Annotated in this window: 21 protein-coding genes; 10 read left to right on the forward strand and 11 right to left on the reverse strand. The window is 69.2% G+C overall.

Annotation, left to right across the window (positions count from 1 at the left end):
- The first annotated feature begins 122 nt into the window (after window positions 1–122).
- From ASC79_RS04520 to ASC79_RS04535, 4 genes are all read left to right on the forward strand, one after another.
- The gene (locus tag ASC79_RS04520) at window positions 123–1,748 is read left to right on the forward strand and encodes an AMP-binding protein (protein ID WP_056020284.1); all 1,626 of its coding nucleotides are present in this window, start codon (window positions 123–125) and stop codon (window positions 1,746–1,748) included.
- Between the two features lie 199 nt (window positions 1,749–1,947).
- A complete protein-coding gene (locus ASC79_RS04525) occupies window positions 1,948–2,238 on the forward strand; it encodes a DUF1330 domain-containing protein (RefSeq protein WP_056020288.1) in 291 nt (96 codons plus the stop codon).
- A 25-nt stretch (window positions 2,239–2,263) separates the two neighbouring features.
- Window positions 2,264–2,959, forward strand: coding sequence for an alpha/beta fold hydrolase (locus ASC79_RS04530; protein WP_056020290.1), 696 nt, complete (start codon window positions 2,264–2,266; stop codon window positions 2,957–2,959).
- Window positions 2,960–3,010: 51 nt separating this feature from the next.
- Window positions 3,011–3,583, forward strand: a complete 573-nt coding sequence (locus ASC79_RS04535) for a TetR/AcrR family transcriptional regulator (protein ID WP_056020292.1) — start codon at window positions 3,011–3,013, stop codon at window positions 3,581–3,583.
- On the opposite strand, the gene ASC79_RS04540 is transcribed toward ASC79_RS04535, so the two are convergent.
- On the reverse strand, window positions 3,580–4,497 hold the full coding sequence (locus tag ASC79_RS04540) for a nitronate monooxygenase family protein (RefSeq protein WP_056020295.1): 918 nt from the start codon (window positions 4,495–4,497) through the stop codon (window positions 3,580–3,582). The two genes, ASC79_RS04535 and ASC79_RS04540, sit on opposite strands and share 4 nt — an antisense overlap.
- A 179-nt stretch (window positions 4,498–4,676) precedes the next feature.
- On the opposite strand from ASC79_RS04540, the gene ASC79_RS04545 reads away from it, so the two are divergent.
- Entirely contained in the window at window positions 4,677–5,069 is a 393-nt protein-coding gene (locus tag ASC79_RS04545) for a nuclear transport factor 2 family protein (RefSeq protein ID WP_056020298.1), read from the forward strand.
- Window positions 5,066–5,443 carry a nuclear transport factor 2 family protein gene (locus tag ASC79_RS20995; protein ID WP_056020301.1) on the forward strand — a complete coding sequence of 126 codons (378 nt, stop codon included), beginning with the start codon at window positions 5,066–5,068 and terminating at the stop codon, window positions 5,441–5,443. The genes ASC79_RS04545 and ASC79_RS20995 overlap by 4 nt, the downstream gene beginning before the upstream one ends.
- A 36-nt stretch (window positions 5,444–5,479) precedes the next feature.
- Here ASC79_RS20995 and ASC79_RS04555 read toward each other — a convergent pair whose 3' ends face one another.
- From ASC79_RS04555 to ASC79_RS04585, 7 genes are all read right to left on the reverse strand, one after another.
- A complete protein-coding gene (locus ASC79_RS04555) occupies window positions 5,480–6,004 on the reverse strand; it encodes a DUF6886 family protein (RefSeq protein WP_056020303.1) in 525 nt (174 codons plus the stop codon).
- 39 nt (window positions 6,005–6,043) lie between these two features.
- A complete protein-coding gene (locus tag ASC79_RS04560; RefSeq protein WP_056020308.1) occupies window positions 6,044–6,610 on the reverse strand; it encodes a hypothetical protein in 567 nt (188 codons plus the stop codon).
- 53 nt (window positions 6,611–6,663) lie between these two features.
- The gene (locus ASC79_RS04565) at window positions 6,664–7,098 is read right to left on the reverse strand and encodes a hypothetical protein (protein ID WP_056020311.1); all 435 of its coding nucleotides are present in this window, start codon (window positions 7,096–7,098) and stop codon (window positions 6,664–6,666) included.
- 66 nt (window positions 7,099–7,164) lie between these two features.
- Window positions 7,165–8,655, reverse strand: a complete 1,491-nt coding sequence (locus ASC79_RS04570) for an AMP-binding protein (RefSeq protein WP_235528738.1) — start codon at window positions 8,653–8,655, stop codon at window positions 7,165–7,167.
- Window positions 8,652–9,479 (reverse strand): DUF1295 domain-containing protein, encoded by an 828-nt coding sequence (locus ASC79_RS04575; protein WP_056020313.1) that lies wholly within the window; start codon window positions 9,477–9,479, stop codon window positions 8,652–8,654. The genes ASC79_RS04570 and ASC79_RS04575 overlap by 4 nt, the downstream gene beginning before the upstream one ends.
- 11 nt (window positions 9,480–9,490) lie before the next feature.
- Window positions 9,491–10,249: an SDR family oxidoreductase gene (locus tag ASC79_RS04580; RefSeq protein WP_056020316.1), complete on the reverse strand. Its 759-nt coding sequence runs from the start codon at window positions 10,247–10,249 to the stop codon at window positions 9,491–9,493.
- 120 nt (window positions 10,250–10,369) lie between these two features.
- Complete coding sequence (locus ASC79_RS04585; RefSeq protein WP_056020319.1) at window positions 10,370–11,191, reverse strand: SDR family NAD(P)-dependent oxidoreductase; 822 nt, start codon at window positions 11,189–11,191, stop codon at window positions 10,370–10,372.
- An 83-nt stretch (window positions 11,192–11,274) separates the two neighbouring features.
- Between ASC79_RS04585 and ASC79_RS04590 the strand changes: the two genes are divergently transcribed.
- Window positions 11,275–12,504, forward strand: coding sequence for an acetyl-CoA acetyltransferase (locus tag ASC79_RS04590; RefSeq protein WP_056020322.1), 1,230 nt, complete (start codon window positions 11,275–11,277; stop codon window positions 12,502–12,504).
- A gap of 120 nt (window positions 12,505–12,624) precedes the next feature.
- Here ASC79_RS04590 and ASC79_RS04595 read toward each other — a convergent pair whose 3' ends face one another.
- Window positions 12,625–13,653: a hypothetical protein gene (locus ASC79_RS04595; protein WP_056020325.1), complete on the reverse strand. Its 1,029-nt coding sequence runs from the start codon at window positions 13,651–13,653 to the stop codon at window positions 12,625–12,627.
- A 108-nt stretch (window positions 13,654–13,761) separates the two neighbouring features.
- Here ASC79_RS04595 and ASC79_RS04600 point away from each other — a divergent pair, with 108 nt between their 5' ends.
- From ASC79_RS04600 to ASC79_RS04610, 3 genes are all read left to right on the forward strand, one after another.
- Window positions 13,762–14,916, forward strand: coding sequence for an acyl-CoA thiolase (locus ASC79_RS04600; RefSeq protein WP_056020327.1), 1,155 nt, complete (start codon window positions 13,762–13,764; stop codon window positions 14,914–14,916).
- Window positions 14,917–14,928: 12 nt separating this feature from the next.
- Complete coding sequence (locus ASC79_RS04605; protein WP_056020330.1) at window positions 14,929–16,611, forward strand: class I adenylate-forming enzyme family protein; 1,683 nt, start codon at window positions 14,929–14,931, stop codon at window positions 16,609–16,611.
- A gap of 115 nt (window positions 16,612–16,726) precedes the next feature.
- Window positions 16,727–17,914, forward strand: a complete 1,188-nt coding sequence (locus tag ASC79_RS04610) for an acyl-CoA dehydrogenase family protein (RefSeq protein ID WP_056020333.1) — start codon at window positions 16,727–16,729, stop codon at window positions 17,912–17,914.
- Here ASC79_RS04610 and ASC79_RS04615 read toward each other — a convergent pair.
- Together ASC79_RS04615 and ASC79_RS04620 are read right to left on the reverse strand one after the other, a co-directional pair.
- Window positions 17,911–18,171: a hypothetical protein gene (locus ASC79_RS04615; protein WP_156378330.1), complete on the reverse strand. Its 261-nt coding sequence runs from the start codon at window positions 18,169–18,171 to the stop codon at window positions 17,911–17,913. The genes ASC79_RS04610 and ASC79_RS04615 overlap by 4 nt on opposite strands.
- Window positions 18,168–18,527, reverse strand: a complete 360-nt coding sequence (locus ASC79_RS04620; protein ID WP_235528866.1) for a hypothetical protein — start codon at window positions 18,525–18,527, stop codon at window positions 18,168–18,170. The genes ASC79_RS04615 and ASC79_RS04620 overlap by 4 nt, the downstream gene beginning before the upstream one ends.
- Between the last annotated feature and the right edge of the window lie 195 nt (window positions 18,528–18,722).

The raw sequence follows: 18,722 nt of genomic DNA on the forward strand, positions 1-18,722 counted from the left end.
CCGGCCGCGGCCGAATATCACTTTCATTTCGAGACTGATTTGATGTATCTCAATTGATGCGCGCCGGCAGCGCCGCCATTCGAAGCGGCCGCCGCACGCATGAGTCTGGTTGGAGGAAACCCATGTCCCACCCCGTCTGGTTCGACCCCAAGGCTGCACCGAGCGCGGCGGACTGCGTTGTCCCGCGGCTGATCGACCGGCACGCCAAGGCCACGCCCGACAAGGTGTTCCTGCGCTTCGAGAACGGCGAGGAGTGGACCTGGGCCCAGACCCGCGACATCGCCCTGCGCACGGCCGCCGCGTTTCAGGCGCGCGGCGTGAAGGCCGGCGACATCGTCGCGGCCTGGGCGCCCAATTCCGCCGCCCTCTGCCGGGCCTGGTTCGGCGCCAACTACGCCGGCGCGGCGCTCGCCCCGATCAACACCAGCTTCCGCGGCCGTCTGCTGGAGCACGCCATCAACAAGACCGGAGCCAAGGTCGCCGTCGTCCACCCAGACCTCGCCCCGCGCCTGACCGGCCTTTCCCTGCCGGCGCTGGAGCGCGTGATCCTCACCGCTCCGGGCCCCAACGCCCTGGACCTGGCCCAGGCGATCGAGCCGCCCTCGGCCCTGGACGGAGACGCCGCCCTGGCCGTGCTGGCCGAGCCGCAGCCCTGGGACACCCCGGTGATCATCTTCACCTCCGGCACCACCGGCCCGTCGAAGGCGGTCGTGACCTCATACGTCCAGGAGTGGACGACCGCCCGCGTCACCTACGGCTACATGCGCGCCGACGACCGGATGCTGGTCAACCTGCCGATGTTCCACGTCGGCGGGATCAGCGGGATCATGGCGGCGCTGGCCAGCGGCGGCTCCATCGCCCTGTTCGAAGCCTTCGACACCCGCCGGTTCTGGGACCTGGTGCGCGAGACCGGATCGACCACCTGCAGCGGCTTCATCGGCGCCCTGACCAGCTTCCTGCACAAGGAGCCGCCGCGGCCGGACGACAAGGACAACCCGCTGCGGATCTGCACCCTGTCGCCGGTGTCCGAGGAGACGGTGGCCTTGGCCGAGCGGTTCGGCTTCGACTACGTCTCCGGTTTCAACATGACCGAGGTCTCGTCCCCGCTGATCAGCGAGGTCAATGAACAGACCATGCGCAGCTGCGGGCGGCCGCGCGCCGGCGTCCAGTGCCGCATCGTCGACGCCTTCGACCAGGAGGTCCCCCACGGCGAGGTCGGCGAGCTGACGATCCGCACCGACCGTCCCTGGGAGCTGTTCAAGGAATATCTGGGCGATCCCGCCGCCACCGCCGAGGCCTGGCGCAACGGCTGGTTCCACACCGGCGACCTGCTGCGGCGCGACGCTGAGGGCCGCTTCTATTTCGTGGACCGCAAGAAGGACGCGATCCGCCGCCGCGGCGAGAACATGTCCTCGCTGGAGATCGAGATCGAGGTCAGCGCCTACGAACATGTGCGCGAAGTGGCCGTCTATGGGGTCGACCTGCCGGGCGGCGAGCAGGAGGTGATGGTCTGTGTCGCCCCGCGCGAGGGCTCAACCGTCGATCCCAAGGCGCTGATCGAGTTCCTGATCCCGCGCATGGCCCACTTCATGGTGCCGCGCTACGTGCGGGTCGAGGCCGAGCTGCCCAAGACCCCGACCAACAAGATCCAGAAGGTCGAACTGCGCAAGGAAGGCGTCACCGCCCAGACCTGGGACCGCGAAGCCGCCGGCATCCGCGTCCGGCGCGAGAAGCTGTCGACGCACTAGGGTTCAGTCGCACTGCCGCTAACCCGGCCAAGCAGCGCTTGGACCAGGCCGGAGCGCCGCAAGCTTGTCTGGGACTCAGGGCCCCGGCCTTCGCCGGGATGAGCGGGTGGGGCTGAACCAAGCCGCGCGGCGCCCGCGCCAAGCTGGCTAGATGAACTGGCGATGCTAGGCTCCGGACCGGGACGCGCGAGGAGCGACAATGACCGCCTATCTGGTGCTCGACTTCTCGATCAAGGACCTCCGCGGCTTCATGCCGTACGTTGAGGCCATTCCCGCCTTCATCGCTAAGCATAGCGGGCGCTACATCGTGCGCGGCGTCGAGCCGGAGGTGATGGAGGGCGACTGGACGCCGGAGCGGATGGTCATTCTGGAGTTCCCCTCCAGCGATCATGCGCGGGCGTTCCTGAACGATCCCGAGGCCCAGGACCTGTTCGCACTGCGCAAGCACACCACCGTGAGCAAGCTTGTCTTGGTCGAGGGCGACAGCTGACAGCGGCCCGCGCTAGGACTCCGCCATGCTTCCCATCGTCTTCATTCCCGGCCTGCTGTGCGACGAACGGCTGTGGCGCGACCAGCAGGCGGCGCTGGCGGACCTGGCGCCGTCCATCGTCGCCGACGTCACCCGGGACGACAGCGTCGCCGGAATGGCTGCGCGGCTGTTGGCCGACGCCCCGCCGCGGTTCAGCGTCGTGGCGTTGTCGATGGGCGGTTATGTGGCTTTCGAAGTGCTTCGCCAGGCTCGCGAGCGGGTCGGGGCCGTCGCGCTGCTGGACACCAGCGCCGCGCCGGACGCCCCGGGACGTTCGGCCGAACGCGAGGCGGCGCTGGCCTCGCTGTCGCGGGGTCGATTCGCCGGGGTGACCGACCGGCTGCTGCCGCGGCTGATCGATGAGCAGCATCTGGGCGGCCCGGTCGGCGAAGACTTGAAGGCCATGGCCCAACGGGTCGGCGGCGAGGCGTTCGTGCGCCAGCAGACCGCGATCCTGAACCGACCCGACAGCCGTCCGTTGCTGGGCTCGTTGGACATTCCGGCGCTGGTGGCGGTCGGCGACGGCGATGTGCTGACGCCGCCGTCCGAGTCGGTGGCGATGTTCCGGGCCCTGCCCCGCCCGTGGTTCCACCTGTTCCACCGCTGCGGCCACCTGCCGGCCATCGAGCAGCCGGAAGAGACGAGCGCGCTCTTGCGCCGGTGGCTGGCGACCACCACTTGACGCTACGGTAAGGGTTGTTGAAAATTACCGTCCAACTGGTATGTAGCAGTCATGACCCAGCCTCGCCGCCGCCAGCCTGAAGCCACCCGCGCCCAGATCATCGGGGCCGCGATGCAGACTCTGCAGGAGAGTGGCGCGGCCGGGTTCACACTGGACGCCGTTGTCGCGCGCCTGCCGCTCAGCAAGGGCGCGCTGCTGCACCACTTTCCAAGCAAGGCCGAGCTGCTGAAAGCGATGGTCGACGAGGCCGGCGAGAAGTTCGTCGGCCGCATCGAAGCGTTAGCGGCCAAGGACCCGCATCCGGTGGGACGCTATTCGCGCGCCTATCTGGCGGCCACGGTCGAGCTGACCATGAGCCCCGAGGAGGTGCGGACCAGCAAGGTGGTGCTGGTCGCCTGCCTGCTGGAACCGAGCCTGGCCGACCGCTGGCAGTGGTGGACCGACCAGGTCACCCGCGACGAGCCCAACGACGTGGTCGGCGCCGACGACGCGCTGCTGCAGCGGCTGGTCGCCGACGGGCTGTGGCTGTCGGACGTGTTCGGGAACAAGCCCGTGCCGATGGAGCAGCGGCGGGTGATCGGCGCGCTGATGGGCGCCTCGCCGCTGCTAGAAAACGGAATCTAGCGCGCCTTGGCCGCCGCGTACTCTTCGACCAGCTGGTCGACGATGACGCCGACCTGCTCGATGGCGCGCACGGCGCCGACGCCCTGCCCCGCGGACCAGACATCCTTCCAACGCTTGGCGTCGTTGTCCTCGGGCCGGCCGAGGTCGATCTCGGCCTTGGCGCCCATGGCCGCGGGATCGAAGCCAGCGGCGACCAGACTGCCCTTCAGCCAATTGGCGGGCACGCCGGTCAGCGAGGCCGAGAGGATGATCTCGTCGGCGCTCGCCTCGACCAGCATGGTCTTGTAGTCGGGGTGGGCCATGCTCTCCTCGGCGGCGATCAGCCGGGTGCCGAGATAGGCGTAGTCGGCGCCCAGGATCTCGGCCGCGCGAACCGCCTCGCCTGACCCGATGGCGCCGCCCAGAACGATGACCCCGTCGAAGAACTCGCGCACCGCCGGAACGAAGGCGAAGGCCGACAGCTGGCCGGTATGGCCCCCGGCGCCGGCCGAGATCAGCACCAGACCATCAACGCCGGCCTGCGCCGCCTTCCTGGCGTAGGAGATCGAGTTCACATCGGCCAGAACCTTGCCGCCATAGGCCTGGACCTCCGCCACCAGTTCCTTGGGACTGCCCAGGGCGGTGATGACGATCGGCGGCTTGTGCTTCATGACCAGCTCAAGCTCTTCGGCCATACGCTCATAGGTGCGGTGAACCATGATGTTGATGGCCCAGGGCGCGTCGCCGACCGTGGCCTTGATCTCGCCCAGCCACTGGTCCAGCACCTCGATGGTGCGGGCGTTGTTGGCGGGGAATGAGCCGACGATCCCGGCCTTGCACGCCGCCAGCACCAGTTCCGGTCCGGAGACCAGGAACATCGGCGCGGCGATGGCCGGCAGCCGCAGCCGCCCCTTGAGCGAAACCAGATCCTGCATCGCGTATCCTTACATCCCCAGGCGCGAACCCCCCGCGCCCCTAAAAGCCGCAAGCCTTGACTTGCAAATCGCAACTTATTGACCACCCGCAGCGGCGTCAACCGCCGCGGCGTTGTTACTTGCAAATTCGAACTTACGCCAATAGCCTGCTGTCAGGGAAACGCAGGAGGGACGCGGTCATGAGCGAAAACATGAAGACGCTGGAGGCGATGATCGCCGCCTCCAAACGGAAGGATCACGACGCCTTCGTCGACACGCTCGCCGACGACTTCGAGTATCACTGGCGCGTCGGGACCAAGCCGATCCGCGACAAGGCCACCATGCGCAAGTTCATCCGCAACTACGAGCAGGGCTTCGACCAGCGCGAATGGACCGTGCTGAACTGGGCCGAGAAGGGCGACACGCTGTTGGTCGAGGGCGTCGAGAAGCTCTACGACCGCGCTCGCGACGTCCTGATCGACAACCCGTTCATGCAGGCCATCGAATTCCGCGAAGGCAAGATCTGCAAGCTGCGCGACTACTACGACTCGGCCCGTTTCCCGGCCGCCCCCAACCAGGAGAGCGCCGCGTGAGCGAAGCCAAGATCGACGTCATCCGCCGCCTGCAGCAGGCCATCGCCGCCAAGGACAAGGCCGGCTTCCTCGACTTCTTCGCGCCGGAGGTGGAGTACCACTATCACGTCGGCACCCGCCCGCTGATGGGCCGCGACTGGGTCGAGAAGTTCATCACCAAGTACTGGGCCGACAACAGCGGTTCGACCTGGGTGATCGAGCGCCACGCCGAAACCGACACCCACCTCTTCACCGAGGGGCGCGAGGAGTACGTCAACGCCAGCGGCCAAACCGTGACCCACCCCTATATGGGCGTCATCGAATTCAAGCCGGACGGCAAGATCGTCAGCTGGCGCGACTACTTCCAGATGGCCGACCCGAACGCCACCCACTGACCGGCGCGCCTGTCTTCCGCTGCGCGGAAGACAGGCCTACCAGCCGACCGCGTTGCGCAGCCGAATCCCGCTGGCGTGCAGGCTGCTGTCCCAGACCCCGCGCAGGGGCGTCAGGCTGTCGACGACCTTCAGCGCGACGCCGCAGGCCGCCAGCGCGGCCGGCAGGTCGGCGACCTCGTTGACGGCCAATGGCGTGACCGCGGTGCGCGAGACCCACATGCCGGCGTCATCGAGGCTTTCGAAGCCGTCGCCCGGCAAGTCGTAGCGGTAGATCCGCGCCGTGTTCAGAGCCGCGAGCCAGCGGGCCTCCACATAGGCCGCCCGGCCCGCCTCCCCCAGCCAGGCGGCGCGATCCTCGGCGCTCGTCGTCGCCAGCGGCCAGATCAGGATGCGCGGGCAGTCGCGGGGGAAGAGGTACATGCTCTGGTGCGGCTCATCGATCGCCCAGACCAGCGGACCGTTCAGCCACTCGCGCCCAGGCGGCCGCGCCGACGGCGCGCGGACGGGCCGCGGCTCGAACCGGGCGATGCCGGGGTCCTCGCTGAAGTGGAACAGGCGCATGGGCGAAGTACGGATCTGCCGCCCCCGTTCGTCAACGCACTAGAACGACCAGGCGCAGCCGATGCCGATGGCGGCCCCTTGTTCGCCGGCCGGATCAGCGTCGCCCCCTGCCCGCGCCTTGCAGCCGTTCTTCGGCTTGCGGGCGAGGTACGGATCTGGGTCGCGGGCGAAGGCGCCGCGGACGTCGAGATTGAGCTTCGGCGCACGGCGGTCCTCGAGAGCGCCCAGGCGATCGGCGCATCGCTGGCGCTCGTCGTCGCTGAGATCGGCCAGCCGGCAGCCGATGAGCCCGCGCAATGCGCGGCGCACGGCCGGCGGGGCGGCCTGATCGCCTGCCTCACCATTGCCTGACACGGGCGCGGCGGCGGCGTCCCTTCGGACGACGGGCGCGCGTTCGGGCGAGCGGGCCGTGTGCGGGCGCGGCGCCTGCCGCGGCGGCGGCGGCGCGCGGCGCAGGACGATCGGCGGGGCCAGGAAGACCTGCATCGCCGGAGCGTCCGGCGTCGGCGTAATGTCGTGCCGCTGGGTCATCAGCCAGCCAAGGGCGACGACGTGCGCCCCCACCGACAAGGCCAGCAGCATCAGCCGATCCTGCGCACGCGCCATCACCACCCTCTCGCGAACTGCGGCAGCGACGCTCGTTCCGGGCGAAGGTGGAATTATGGCAAAGCTTGGCGTGGGGTCAGCACGCCGCTGGCGGCGAGTGGGGCGATCAGCCCGGCGATGAACAGGGTGTTCGGGATCACGTTGAGGCCAAAGCCGGTGGCCACCGACAGGGCGCTGTCGATGACGTACCAGAGAAGGCCGCTGGCCAGGATCATCATCCAGATCGGGCGGCCGTCGCGGCCCAGGCGCACGGCGCCGTCGATGGCGGCCGCGAGGGTCACGCTCCAGCCGATCGTGACCGCGCCAAGCACGGCCAGGGCGAACCGCATCGGCCCTTCGATGACCAAGGGCTCAGGCCCGTTAAGCAGGTCGAGCAATGCGGCGACCGGGCCGCTGGTCGCCGCCGACGCTCCCGCCGCGAGCACCACGCCGAACACGCCGACCGCCGCGCACCACGCCGTCAGCCACTTGCGCCAGAACCCGTTCATCGCCTGCTCCCTGAAGCTTTTGAGCAGGCTAGGCGCAGTGGCGCTCCCACACCATTACCTCTGAGGTCAGGCCTTGGCGCGCTCGTCACGCAAGGCGCTGCGGCGGACCTTGCCGGCGTCGTCGCGCAGACGCTCGTGGGTGACCTCGAGGCTGCGCGGGATCTTGTAGGGAGCGATGCGCTCGGCCAGGAACGCCTTGACCGCCGCCCCGTCGAGCGATGGGCCGCCGGGCGCCATCTCCAGGATCGCGTGGACGCTCTGGCCCAGGTCCTCGTCCGGCAGGCCGACGACGACGCTGGAGAGCACGCCGGGGTAGGCGTCGACCGCGGCCTCGACCTCGGCCGGGTAGATATTCGCCCCGCCCGAGATGATCAGGTCGGTGCGCCGGTCGGCGAGGTAGAGATAGCCCTCCTCGTCGATGTGTCCGAGGTCGCCGAAGGTCTCCCACTCGCCCTTCGCCCGCGGCTCGGCGCCGATGTAGTGGTAGGTCGCCCCGCGTCCGCCGGCCGGCAGGAAGAACACCTCGCCGACTTCGCCCGCCGGCGCCGGTGTCCCGTCCTCGCGCAGGATGCGGATCTCGCTGCCCGGCAGCAGGCGGCCGACCGAGCCCTTGTGGGTCAGCCATTCACGGCCGCCGATGGACGTGCCGCCCATGGCCTCGGTGCCGGAATAGACTTCCCAAACCGCGTCGGGGCCGAGCCACTCGATCCACTTCTCCTTGAGCCAGACCGGGCAGGCAGAGGCGATGTGGACGATCATCTCCAGGCTGGAGACGTCGGCGGCGACCCGCTCCTCGTCCGGCAGCCGCCAGATGCGGTGCATCATGGTCGGGACGAGATAGGCCCACTGGACCTTGTGCTCGCCGATCAGGCGCAGGGTCTCGGACGGATCGAAGCGCTTGGTGATCACCAGATGGCACCCCCAGCACAGCGCCATGTAGGCCAGGCCGAAAGGCGCGGCGTGATAGAGCGGGCCAGGGATGATCACCGTGTCGCCGACCTGCATGCCGAGCGAAGGCGCATCCGGGTCGATGATCGAGGTCGCGTGGTCGACAATGACCTTGGGCCGGCCGGTGCTGCCACCGCTGGCGATCGCCTTGACGTGCTTTGCGGTCAGTTCGGGCAGCGGATCGGCCGAGGCGCCTTCGTCATAGGTCGCCGCTTCGTCGAGGAAGTCGACGCCCGCGGCGCGGGTCGCCTCGCCGCCGATGACGACGCGGGGCTGCATCAGCTCGATGATCGCCTTCATCTCGGGCGCAGGCAGGCGATAGGACACCGGCGCTGGGGTCGCGCCCAGGGTCCAGGCGGCGAAGGCCAGTTCCAGGAAAGCCGGGCCGTTCGGCAGGGCGATGGCGACGAAGTCCCCTTCCCGCACGCCATGGGCGGCGAGGCCACGGGCGCGGCGGTTCACGCGGGCGGCGAACTGCGCCCGGGTCAGGGTCTTGCCCTCGCAGGTGATGGCCGGGGCGTCCGGATCGCGGGCCGCATGCAGGCCCGGCAGGGTTCCGATCGGCTGCGGCGCGGGCGGCGCGATGGTGGGCGACAGCAGGGTTCTCACGAGGCGCTCCCGTCGATGCGCTTGGGCGGCCAGGGGATCAGCGAGCTGGTGCGGCGGATGTAATCGTCATAGCCGGGCCGCTGGTGGGTCAGGCGCTTCTCGTAGGAGGGCCCGCCGCTCCAGCGGGTCAGCAGGAAGATCAGCAGCAGCGGACCTGGCAGCGCCCAGAGGCCGAGCGCCGTCTCGGCGGCGATCAGATAGAAGCCGGTCCAGACGCAGATGTCGCCGAAGTAGTTGGGGTGGCGGGTGTAGCGCCACAGGCCGCTCGACAGCACCTGACCTTTGTTGGCGGGATTGGCCTTGAAGCGCTTGAGCTGGGAGTCGGCGGTGGTCTCGAAGGCGATGCCGAACAGCGACAGCGCCGCTCCGATCCAGCCGATTGCGCCGATAGCGGCGGGCTGGGCCGACATCTGGCCCAGTTGCACCGGCAGGCTGACCACCCAGAGCAGCGGCGCCTGGAAGGCGAAGACCATCCGCAGCGAGGCGTGGGCGTAGCTCCAGCCTTTGTCGGACTTGGCGCGGTCCATCATCTTCACATAGCGGCGGTCCGGCCCCTCATGACGCCAGCGGCCAAGGATGTGCAGGCCGAGCCGCAGGCCCCAGGCCAGCGCCAGGCCGGTCAGCAGATAGCGGCGCGCCTGGGCGCCGTCCGGCGTCTGGAAGAAGCTGGCCACCGCCATGCTGGCCAGGCCCAGCCCCCAGCAGGCGTCGACGAAGGTGACGTCCTTGATCGCCGTCCCGATCATCCAGAGGATCAGGAAGCCAGCGACCAACAGGCCGAAATTGACCGCGAGCAAGGTCGCGATCTGCGAAAGCTCAGGCATCGTCGTTCCCCCTAGCGTCCGGTCGAGATTTCGACGGCCTTGAGCATCTTGGCCATCTGGCGCTCGAGGCCCTTGGGATCGCGGGCCTGGGCCGCGCGCGTCTCGATGGCCATGCGGTCGGTGTCGACCTCGTCCTGACCGCGCTCGATGGCCTTGATGCCGGCCTTGGCGATCACCGAGGGCGGTTCCTTGGCGCCCTTCACGTGCTCGGCCATGCGGGTGTCGACCGAGCCGACGATCAGCGCAGAGACCACCGTGCCCTGGTCGGCCAGTTCGGCGCGAATGCACTGGGTCGCCGCGCGCATGGCGAACTTCGACGGGCTGTAGCCGCCCATGTTCGGAGCCGCGAGGATGCCGCCGACCGACAGCACATTGATGATCCCGCCGCCGCCGTTGCTGGCGAGCGCCGGCGCGAAGGCGCGGCAGAGGCCGACGGGGCCGAAATAGTTGACCTCCATCTCCTCGCGTGCGCCGTCCAGGCTGTCCGATCCGATCAGCAGGCCGTGGGTGAACGCCCCGGCGTTGTTGACCAGCAGCGAGACGTCCGGGCGCGCGGCGGCGACGGCGGCGATCTGGTCAGGCTTGCTGACGTCGAGCTGGATCGCCGTGACCTTGGCCGGGAACTCGGCCTCCAGATGGGCCGCGGAGGCCGCGTCGCGCGCCCCGGCATAGACGTGAGCGGCGCCGGCGGCGACCAGTTCGCGCACGAACGCCTCGCCGATACCGCGGTTGGCCCCCGTAACCAGGGCAACGGAATTTCTCACCTGCATGCAAGCCCCCGCATAGTGCGCGTTTCCTCCCGCGCTGTTTTTAGTCTTTATATGAAAGCTACACGAACGCTTACGCCGTGCAAGGGGCCCTGCGGGCTTTCCGGGCTGACACCCTCGTCGCTAGCTCCCCACGTGCGCCGTCCAGGGGGCCGCCGGGTCGCGGTGATCGGTGCTGAACCAGCGCGGGAAACCGTGCAGGGTCTGGCCGCCATCGACCAGCAGGCTGGTTCCGGTGACGTAGCCGGACGCCTGGCTGCAGAGGAAGGCGGCGGCCTGGGCCACCTCCTCCGGGCGTCCGGCGCGGCCCAGCGGCGTGGCCCTTGCGAGGGTCTCCGGCACGCCCGGCTCGGCCAGCAGGCTTTCGGTCATCGGGGTCTCGATAACGCCGGGCAGCACGGCGTTGACCCGAATTCCATAGGCGCCGAGTTCGGAGGCCAGGATCTTGGCCAGCATCACCAGCCCGGCCTTGGACGCGCAATAGGCCGAGAGCAGATCGGTCGGAAACACCGCGCCAGAGGAGGCGTTGAGCACGATCGCGCCGCCGCCCTGCAGCATCCGCCGCGCCGCCGCCTGGGCCACCAGGAACGTACCGTCGAGATTGATCGCCGTGTGCCGCCTCCACTCCTTGGCCTCGATCTCCAGGGCCGGGCGATATCGGCCGTAGCCGGCGTTGGCGAAACAGAAGTCAAGCCGCCCGCCGGTGAAGCCGTCCACCTGATCGAACACCGCAGCGATACTGTCGGGATCGCCCTGATCGTAGCCGGCGACATCGACGGAGAGCCCCTCCCCGCGCCAGGTTTCAGCCAGGCCGCTCAGGTCCTCCAGCCTTCGGTCGAGCGCCACCACCCTTGCCCCGCGCTCGGCGAACAGCCGCACCGCCGCGGCGCCCATGCCGCCGGCCGCGCCGGTGACCACGCCCGTCCTGCCCTCGAAATCCCGCATGCCTGCCTCCCTATGACTTGCATTTACGAACCGATACCTTAGGCTCGCCGGCAAGATCACGAAAGAAGACGTTGGAGGAAGCCATGGCGATCTATCTCTTGGGCGGTCATCAGAGCGATTTCGCCCGCGCCTGGTCGCGCGAGGGACTGGACCTCTCCGACATGATGCGCGACGGCATCCTCGGCGCGCTGAACGCCTGCCAGCTCGATCCGTCCGACATCGACGCCGTCCATGTCGGCAACGCCTTTGGCGAGCTCTATCGCGGCCAGGGGCATCTGGCGGCCATGGTCGCCCAGGTGGTTCCCGAGCTGCACGGCATCCCGGCCATGCGCCACGAGGCGGCCTGCGCCTCCTCCTCCATCGCCGTTCTGGCCGCGACCGCCGAGATCGAGGCCGGCCGCTATGACTGCGTGCTGATCGCCGGGGTCGAGGAAGAAAAGAACCTGCCGGGCGACGAGGCGTCCAAGGTCCAGAACGCCGCATCCTGGCAGGGCCGCGAGGGCATCGACTGCCGCTTCATGTGGCCGGCCGTGTTCGGCCGCCTCAGCCAGGAGTACGGCGAGCGCTACGGCCTGGACCGCAAGCACCTCAATCGCATCGCCGAGATCAACCTCACCAACGCCAAGCGCAACCCGCTGTCGCAGACCCGCAAGTGGGCGTTCACGGCCGAGAACTTCACCGACGACGACACCGCCAACCCGATCATCGAGCCGGGCACCCGGCGCATGGACTGCGGCCAGATCACCGACGGGACTTGCGCCATCGTGCTGTGCTCGGAGCGCTTCATGGAGCGCTACGCCGCCCGCCGGGGGGTGAAGGCGAGCGACTTCCCGCAGATCCTCGGCTGGGGCCACACCAACGCCGGCATCCGCTTCCTCGACAAACTCGAGCGCTCGAAGGGCCAGGACTACATCTTCCCGCATGTCCGCAAGGCGATCACCGACGCCTGGGGCCGCGCCGGCATCGCCGGGCCGCAGGACCTGAGCGGCGTCGAGACCCACGACTGCTTCACCTCGACCGAGTACATGGCCATCGACCACCTGGGCCTGACCGCGCCCGGCCAGTCCTGGCAGGCGGTGGAGGAAGGCCTGATCGACTTCGGCGGCAAGTGCCCGGTCAACGCCTCGGGCGGACTGATCGGCGTCGGCCATCCCGTCGGCGCCACCGGCGCGCGGATGCTGCTGGACGCCGGGCGACAAGTGACCGGCACGGCCGGCGACTATCAGGTCGAAGGCGCGCGCACCTACCAGACCCTGAACATCGGCGGCTCGCTGGGCACCGTGGTCAGCTTCGTGGTCGGCCGGGCGGCGTAGGGCCTCAGTTCCTCCCCTTCTCGGGGAGGCGGCGCGCGAGGCGCGATGGAGGGGGACTGCTGAGTCAGCAAGCCCCCTCAGTCAGCCATTCGGCTGACAGCTCCCCCAGCGGGGGGCAATTTAGGGCTCTCCCCGCCACAACCCCGGCGGCGCGGCGGCCACTCGCGGGATCGCCGACAGAACCATCCCCGCCACGGCGTATTGCTCGGGCTTGGTGCGCACGCCCGGCTCGGGGGTTTCCGCGAGGTCCATCGAGAGGCGCACGCCCGGCAGACCGGTGACCTCGATCTCCCAGTGCGGCTTGCCGGCGAAGGCGGGCAGGCTCATGTCCATCACCCAATTGACCGCGTGGGTGATGCGGCGGACGCCGCCGCTGAGCCCATGCACGCGCCAGGTGGTCGCCGCCACCGTCCCGATCCGCACGACGCCGGCGCGGACGTCGAAGTCGTTGTCGGCCAGCGTAACCGAGTGGTCCGCCTCCACGGCGTCGAGTTCGATCCCCAGCTTTTGCGCCAGGGCCGCGACCGACTGGGCGTACATGTCGGTGAAGGTGCGGGCGAGCGGGCCGTCCTTGAGGTCCAGCCCGGCGGGGTCGGCGCCCATGCCGAGCGCTCCGAACACATAGGCGGCGTTGGGGATGCCCGAGCAGTCGATGACTTCGCTCGTCGATATGTGGTCCAGCCGCAGAGAAATCCCCGCCACCGCCGCGGCGACCTTCTCGGCCGCCCAACCAGGATTGACCCCGACGCCTGCCAGCGTCGCCCCGCCCTGCAGCGCGCTGGCCTCCAGGTCCCGCGCATAGGCCCCGCCCAGCGCCCAGGGGTGGAAGTAGTTGTTGATGGAGATGACGTTCTTGCCGCTCTCCAGCAGCCGCTTCACGTCGGGGTCGTGGCCGTCATAGGGGCTGGCCAGCATCGGGCAGTGAAGCACCACGTCGGCGTCCAGCGCCAGGATGTCGTCGATCGAACTGGTCGCGAGGACGCCGGTGGCCGGCCGCCGCGCGATCTCGCCCGCGTCCACGCCGGCCTTGGCCGCCGAGTAGACGTAGAGCCCGACCAGCTCCAGGTCCGGGGCGTCCAGCACCGCCCGCAGGCAGGTCTTCCCCATCGATCCGGTCGCCCATTGGACGACCCGCAGCCTGCGCGTCATGCCCGTTTCCCGATCACATCTCGTCAGCTTGCATTCCAAGACTTATCGTGGCAAGCCGGAGCATGGCCAGACGCCTGATCAAGGGCGCGGCCGGGAGGAAGTACGCACGTGGACGCCTGGATCTACGACGCCGTCAGGACTCCGCGCGGCAAGGCACGCCCCGACGGATCACTGGCCGCCAACAAGCCGCAGGAACTGGTCGGGACGCTGGTCGACGCGCTGGAAGCCCGCGGCCACGATCCCCGCGCCAGCCAGGCCATGGTGCTGGGCTGCGTCGGCCAGGTCGGCGACCAGGGGGCCAATATCGCCCTGGTGTCCAAGCTGCATTCGCGCGTCGCCGAGGACGCCTACGCCTTCACGCTCAACAACTATTGCGTCTCGGGCCTGACCGCGATCGGCCATGCCGCGACGATGGTGGCCGGCGGCGCGATCGACCGCGCGCTGGCCGGCGGGGTCGAGATGATGTCGCGCGTGCCGTTCATGGGCGACAACGCCGGCTACTACACCGACGCCGATTTCCCGAAGCGCTCGCGCTACATCCCCGTCGTCGTCGCCGCCGACCGGTTGGCGCAGGCCGAAGGCGTCACCCGCGAGGAGCTCGACGCCGTCGCCCTGATGTCCCAGGTCCGCACCGGCCAGGCCGAGGCGAACCCGGCGCTGATCGCCTCGCGCATCGCCGTCGGCGCGGCAGTGACGGAAGAGTGCGCCCGACCGCAGACCACCGCCGAATCCCTGGCCGCCATGCCGGCCGCCTTCGCCCCGCTGGCGGCGACCTACGCGCAGGCGCTGGAAGGCCCGATCGACCACCGCCACACCATCGCCCACGCCCCGCCGGTCTGCGACGGGGCCGGCCTGGCCGTTGTCGGCGGCGCGCCGAGCGGCGGCCGGAAGGCGCGCGCGCGCATCCTGGCCTACGCCGAATCCGGCGGCGATCCGCAGGCCTCGCTGCTGGCCGGGTTCTCGGCCATGGATAAGGCGCTGGCCCGCGCCGGCCTGACCCTGGCCGACATGGACCGCGTCGAGTTCATGGAGGCCTTCGCCGTCACCATCGCCAAGTTCCTGCGCGATCGTCCCGCCGACCCGGCCAAGGTCAATGTCGGCGGCGGCCATCTCGCCAAGGGCCACCCGATGGGGGCGACCGGCGCGATCCTGCTGTCCTCGCTGCTGGATGCGCTGGACGCCGCCGACGGGCGCCTCGGCCTCGTCGTCGCCACTGGCGCGGCCGGGGTCGGCGCGGCCATGGTGGTCGAACGCCTCGCCTGATCGGAGCCGACGATGATCCTCGTTCCCGCCGACCACATCGCCGAGCACCGGGCCAAGGGCTGGTGGGGCGAGACCACCATGGTCGACCTGCTGGACCGCCATGTGACTGAGCGGCCCGGCGACGACGCGCTGATCGATCCGCCGAACACCAGGGCCATCATCGGCCGCGATCCGCGCCGCCTGACCTGGCGCCAGCTGGGCGCGGAGGTTGACCGCCTCGCCGCCGTGCTGCATGGCGCGGGCCTGGCCAAGGACGACGTGCTGCTGGTCCAGCTGCCCAATGTCGTGGAACTGAGCCTCGCCTACCTCGCCGCTTTCAGGCTGGGGGTCATCGTCACCCCAGCGCCGGTCCAGTACCGCGAGAACGAGCTCTCCAGCATCGTGCGCCGCACTGGCGCCAAGGCGGCGATCACCGGCGCGGTCATCGGCGGCCACGACCACGTCGGCCAGCTGCGCGGTCTTGCGCTGGACCACATCTTCAGCGTCGGCGAGGCGCAAGGCGCGCAGGAGCTGGGCGCCGCCATGGCGGGCGTGACGCCCGCGCAAATCGCCGCCGCCCGGGCCGCCGCCTCAGCCGCCGCCATCACCGCCGACGACGTGGCGACCATCTGCTGGACCTCCGGCACCGAGGCCGAGCCCAAGGGCGTGCCGCGCAGCCACAACGAGTGGCTGATCATGGCCCAGGGCGTGGTCGCCGCCGGCCGCCTGTCGCCGGGCGCGCGGCTGCTGAACCCGTTCCCGATGGTCAATATGGGCGGGGTCTCGACCGCACTGGCCGGCTGGCTGCTGATCGGTGGGACGCTGATCCAGCACCACCCGTTCGACCTTGGCGTCATGCTGGCGCAGATGCGCGAGCACGCCATCGACTACACCGTCGCCCCGCCGGCGGTGCTGAACCTGCTGGCCCAGGATCCCAAGCTGCTGGACGGCGTCGACTTCGGCCGCCTGCGGGCGATCGGCTCCGGCTCGGCGCCGCTGTCAGAGGCGATGATCCGCGCTTTCTTCGACCGCTATGGCGTCGAGATCGTCAACTACTTCGGCTCCAACGAAGGCATGTCGCTGTGCGGCACGGCCGACGACGTTCCCGCGCCGGGCGAGCGGGCCAGCTACTTCCCGCGCGTCGGAGCGCCGGGATTCGACTGGGCCTATCCGCTCAACGATCGCTTCTTCACGCGCTTGGTCGATCCCGACACCGAGGAGGAGATCACGCAGCCCGGCCGTCACGGCGAGATGCGCATCAAGGGGCCGACCGTCTTCGCCGGCTACTGGCGGGCGCCGGAGCTGACCGCGCGGGCCTTCGACGCCGAGGGCTGGTTCCGCACCGGCGACCTGTTCGAGATCGCCGGCGACCAGGCGCAGTACTTCCACTTCGTCGGGCGGCTGAAGGACATCATCATCCGCGGCGGAGTGAACATCTCGTCCGAGGAGATCGAGGGCCACCTGATGGCCCACCCGGAGGTGGCCGACGCCGCGGTGGTCGGCTCGCCCGACGAACGGCTGGGCGAGCGGGTCTGCGCCTTCATCGTGCCCCGGCCCGGCAAGACCCCGGACCGCGAGGCGATCAACGCCTTCCTGACCGGCGAGCGCAAGGTCGCAGTGTTCAAGCAGATCGAGCGGCTGGAGATCATGCCCGCCCTGCCCCGCAATCCGGTCGGCAAGGTGCTCAAGCGCGACCTTCGGGCGACGCTGGTCTAGCACCGCGTGTCATCCCGGTTTGCGAAATGTCGCCGGCCGCGCGCCTGCCCCATTGCCCCTCTCCGCACAGCTCATTAGTATCATTTCGCAAGTAACAAGTCGGGAGGACGAACTGATGGCCGCGGCGGAAAAACCTCGCCTGGATTTCGATGGGCTTCGCCCGAAGAGCCCGTTCCTCACCGAGACGCACGACGCCTGGCGCCAGCAGCTGCGCACCTTCGTCGAGGCGGAGATCAATCCACACCTCGACGCCTGGGACGCGGCCGCCACCTTCCCCGACGAGCTCTACGTGAAGGCCGCCAAGGCCGGGGTCCTGGGCATGGGCTTCTCCGAGGAACTGGGCGGAACGGGCGAGGACATCGACCTCTACCACCGCATCATCTTCGCCGAAGAGTTCTTCCGGGCCGGCTCGGGCGTGGTCTTCGCCGACCTGGCCACCCACTGGATCGCCCTGCCCCCGATCATCGCATTCGGGCCTGAGGAGATGCGCGAGCGGGTCGCGGGGCCCATCCTGCGCGGCGAGAAGAAGATCGCCTTCGCCGTCACCGAACCGTCGGGCGGCTCCGACGTCGGCGCCTTCCAGACCACGGCCGAGAAGCGCGGCGACACCTACATCGTCAACGGCGGCAAGACCCTGATCTCGGGCGCCACCCGCGCCGACTACCTGCTGACCGCGGTGCGCACCGGCGGTCCCGGCGTCGGCGGCCTGTCGCTGCTGATGATCGAGGCCGATCGTCCGGGCGTCTCCAGCGCGCCGGTCAAGGGCCTCGGCTGGTACAACGGCAACAACGGCACGCTGACCTTCGACAATGTCGAGGTGCCGACGGCCAACCTGATCGGCGTCGAGAACCGCGGCTTCGCTGGCCTGGCCAACCAGTTCAACATCGAGCGTTTCAGCGGCATCGCCGCCACCCTGGCCATGGCCCGCACCGCCATCGCCGAAGCCATCGACTGGGCCCGCCAGCGCCACACCTTCGGCGAGCGGCTGATCGACCACCAGGCCATCCGCCATAAGATCGTGGAGATGATCCAGCGGGTGAACGCCTGCTACGCCTTCCTCGACATCCTGGTCTGGCGCTTCCACCAGGGCGAGACCCCGGTCGCCGAGCTGGCGATGATGAAGGTCCAGGCCACAACCACCCTGGAGTTCGTCGCCCGCGAGAGCCTGCAGGTGCTCGGCGGCCGCGCCTACACCGGCGACAATCGCGTCGAGCGCATCTACCGCGAGGCCCGCATCTTCGTCATCGGCGGCGGCTCGGAGGAAATCCTGCGCGACCTGGCCGGTCGTCAGTTGGGCTTCTAGGCCGAGGCGGCGGGCCCCGGCGGCCCGCCCTGGCGCTGGCGCGAGCTCCAGCCGCGGATCATACGGTCGTCGCCGGTGGGATAGGACGCGTTCCCTCCGTCGTCCTCCCAGACGGCGATAGCGGCACGTGACCGCAAAACCGCGACCTGACCGGCGTCCGATGCGGGCTCAGCGGGACGGCTGTTCTCCTGCAGGATCCAGCTTCGATTTTGCGTCGAGTCGTTGGCGGCCGCGCCCGGGTACATTTGCTGGCTCATCGAAGCCTGGCCGAGCTTCGCTGCGGATTGACGGCTTCGGAAGCCTCGTGGGCTTCGACCAGCCCGCCCCACTCGGCAGGGGTCTGTATGCTGTGATGCCGCCCCATATCCGGCAGCAAAGCATCGCCCTTTTCCAGCAATGCTTCGCTGATCCACAGGCTGTCAAAGCCGCGGGCCTCCACGCTCGCCCCCATCAGGCGCCCCGCCATGCTGACCGCGGCGCGGTCGTTCTCTGCGTGACACAGGTACCGCCGCGCGGGGGCGGCTTCGCCAAGATGAATCTCGACCGCCCAGTATCCAGGGGCCTCCGATATCTGAATTCGTTCCGACAAAGTGCTCATGTCTTGAGCTTTCAATATCTCCCTCGGAGCCACGCTGCGCGTTTCTATCCGAGAGAAGGCGCCGCATTGGCGCTTTTGATCGTGTCGAATATATCACGTTCACTCGGAACAATCGTCATCATTACAAAATGGTGATGGAATTTGGGCAATATTTTTCTTTCATCATGTGGCGGAATACATAGCCACACACCAAGTATTAGACGCCGGATC

It is taken from the genome of Phenylobacterium sp. Root1290, assembly GCF_001425305.1.
GTDB lineage: Bacteria > Pseudomonadota > Alphaproteobacteria > Caulobacterales > Caulobacteraceae > Phenylobacterium.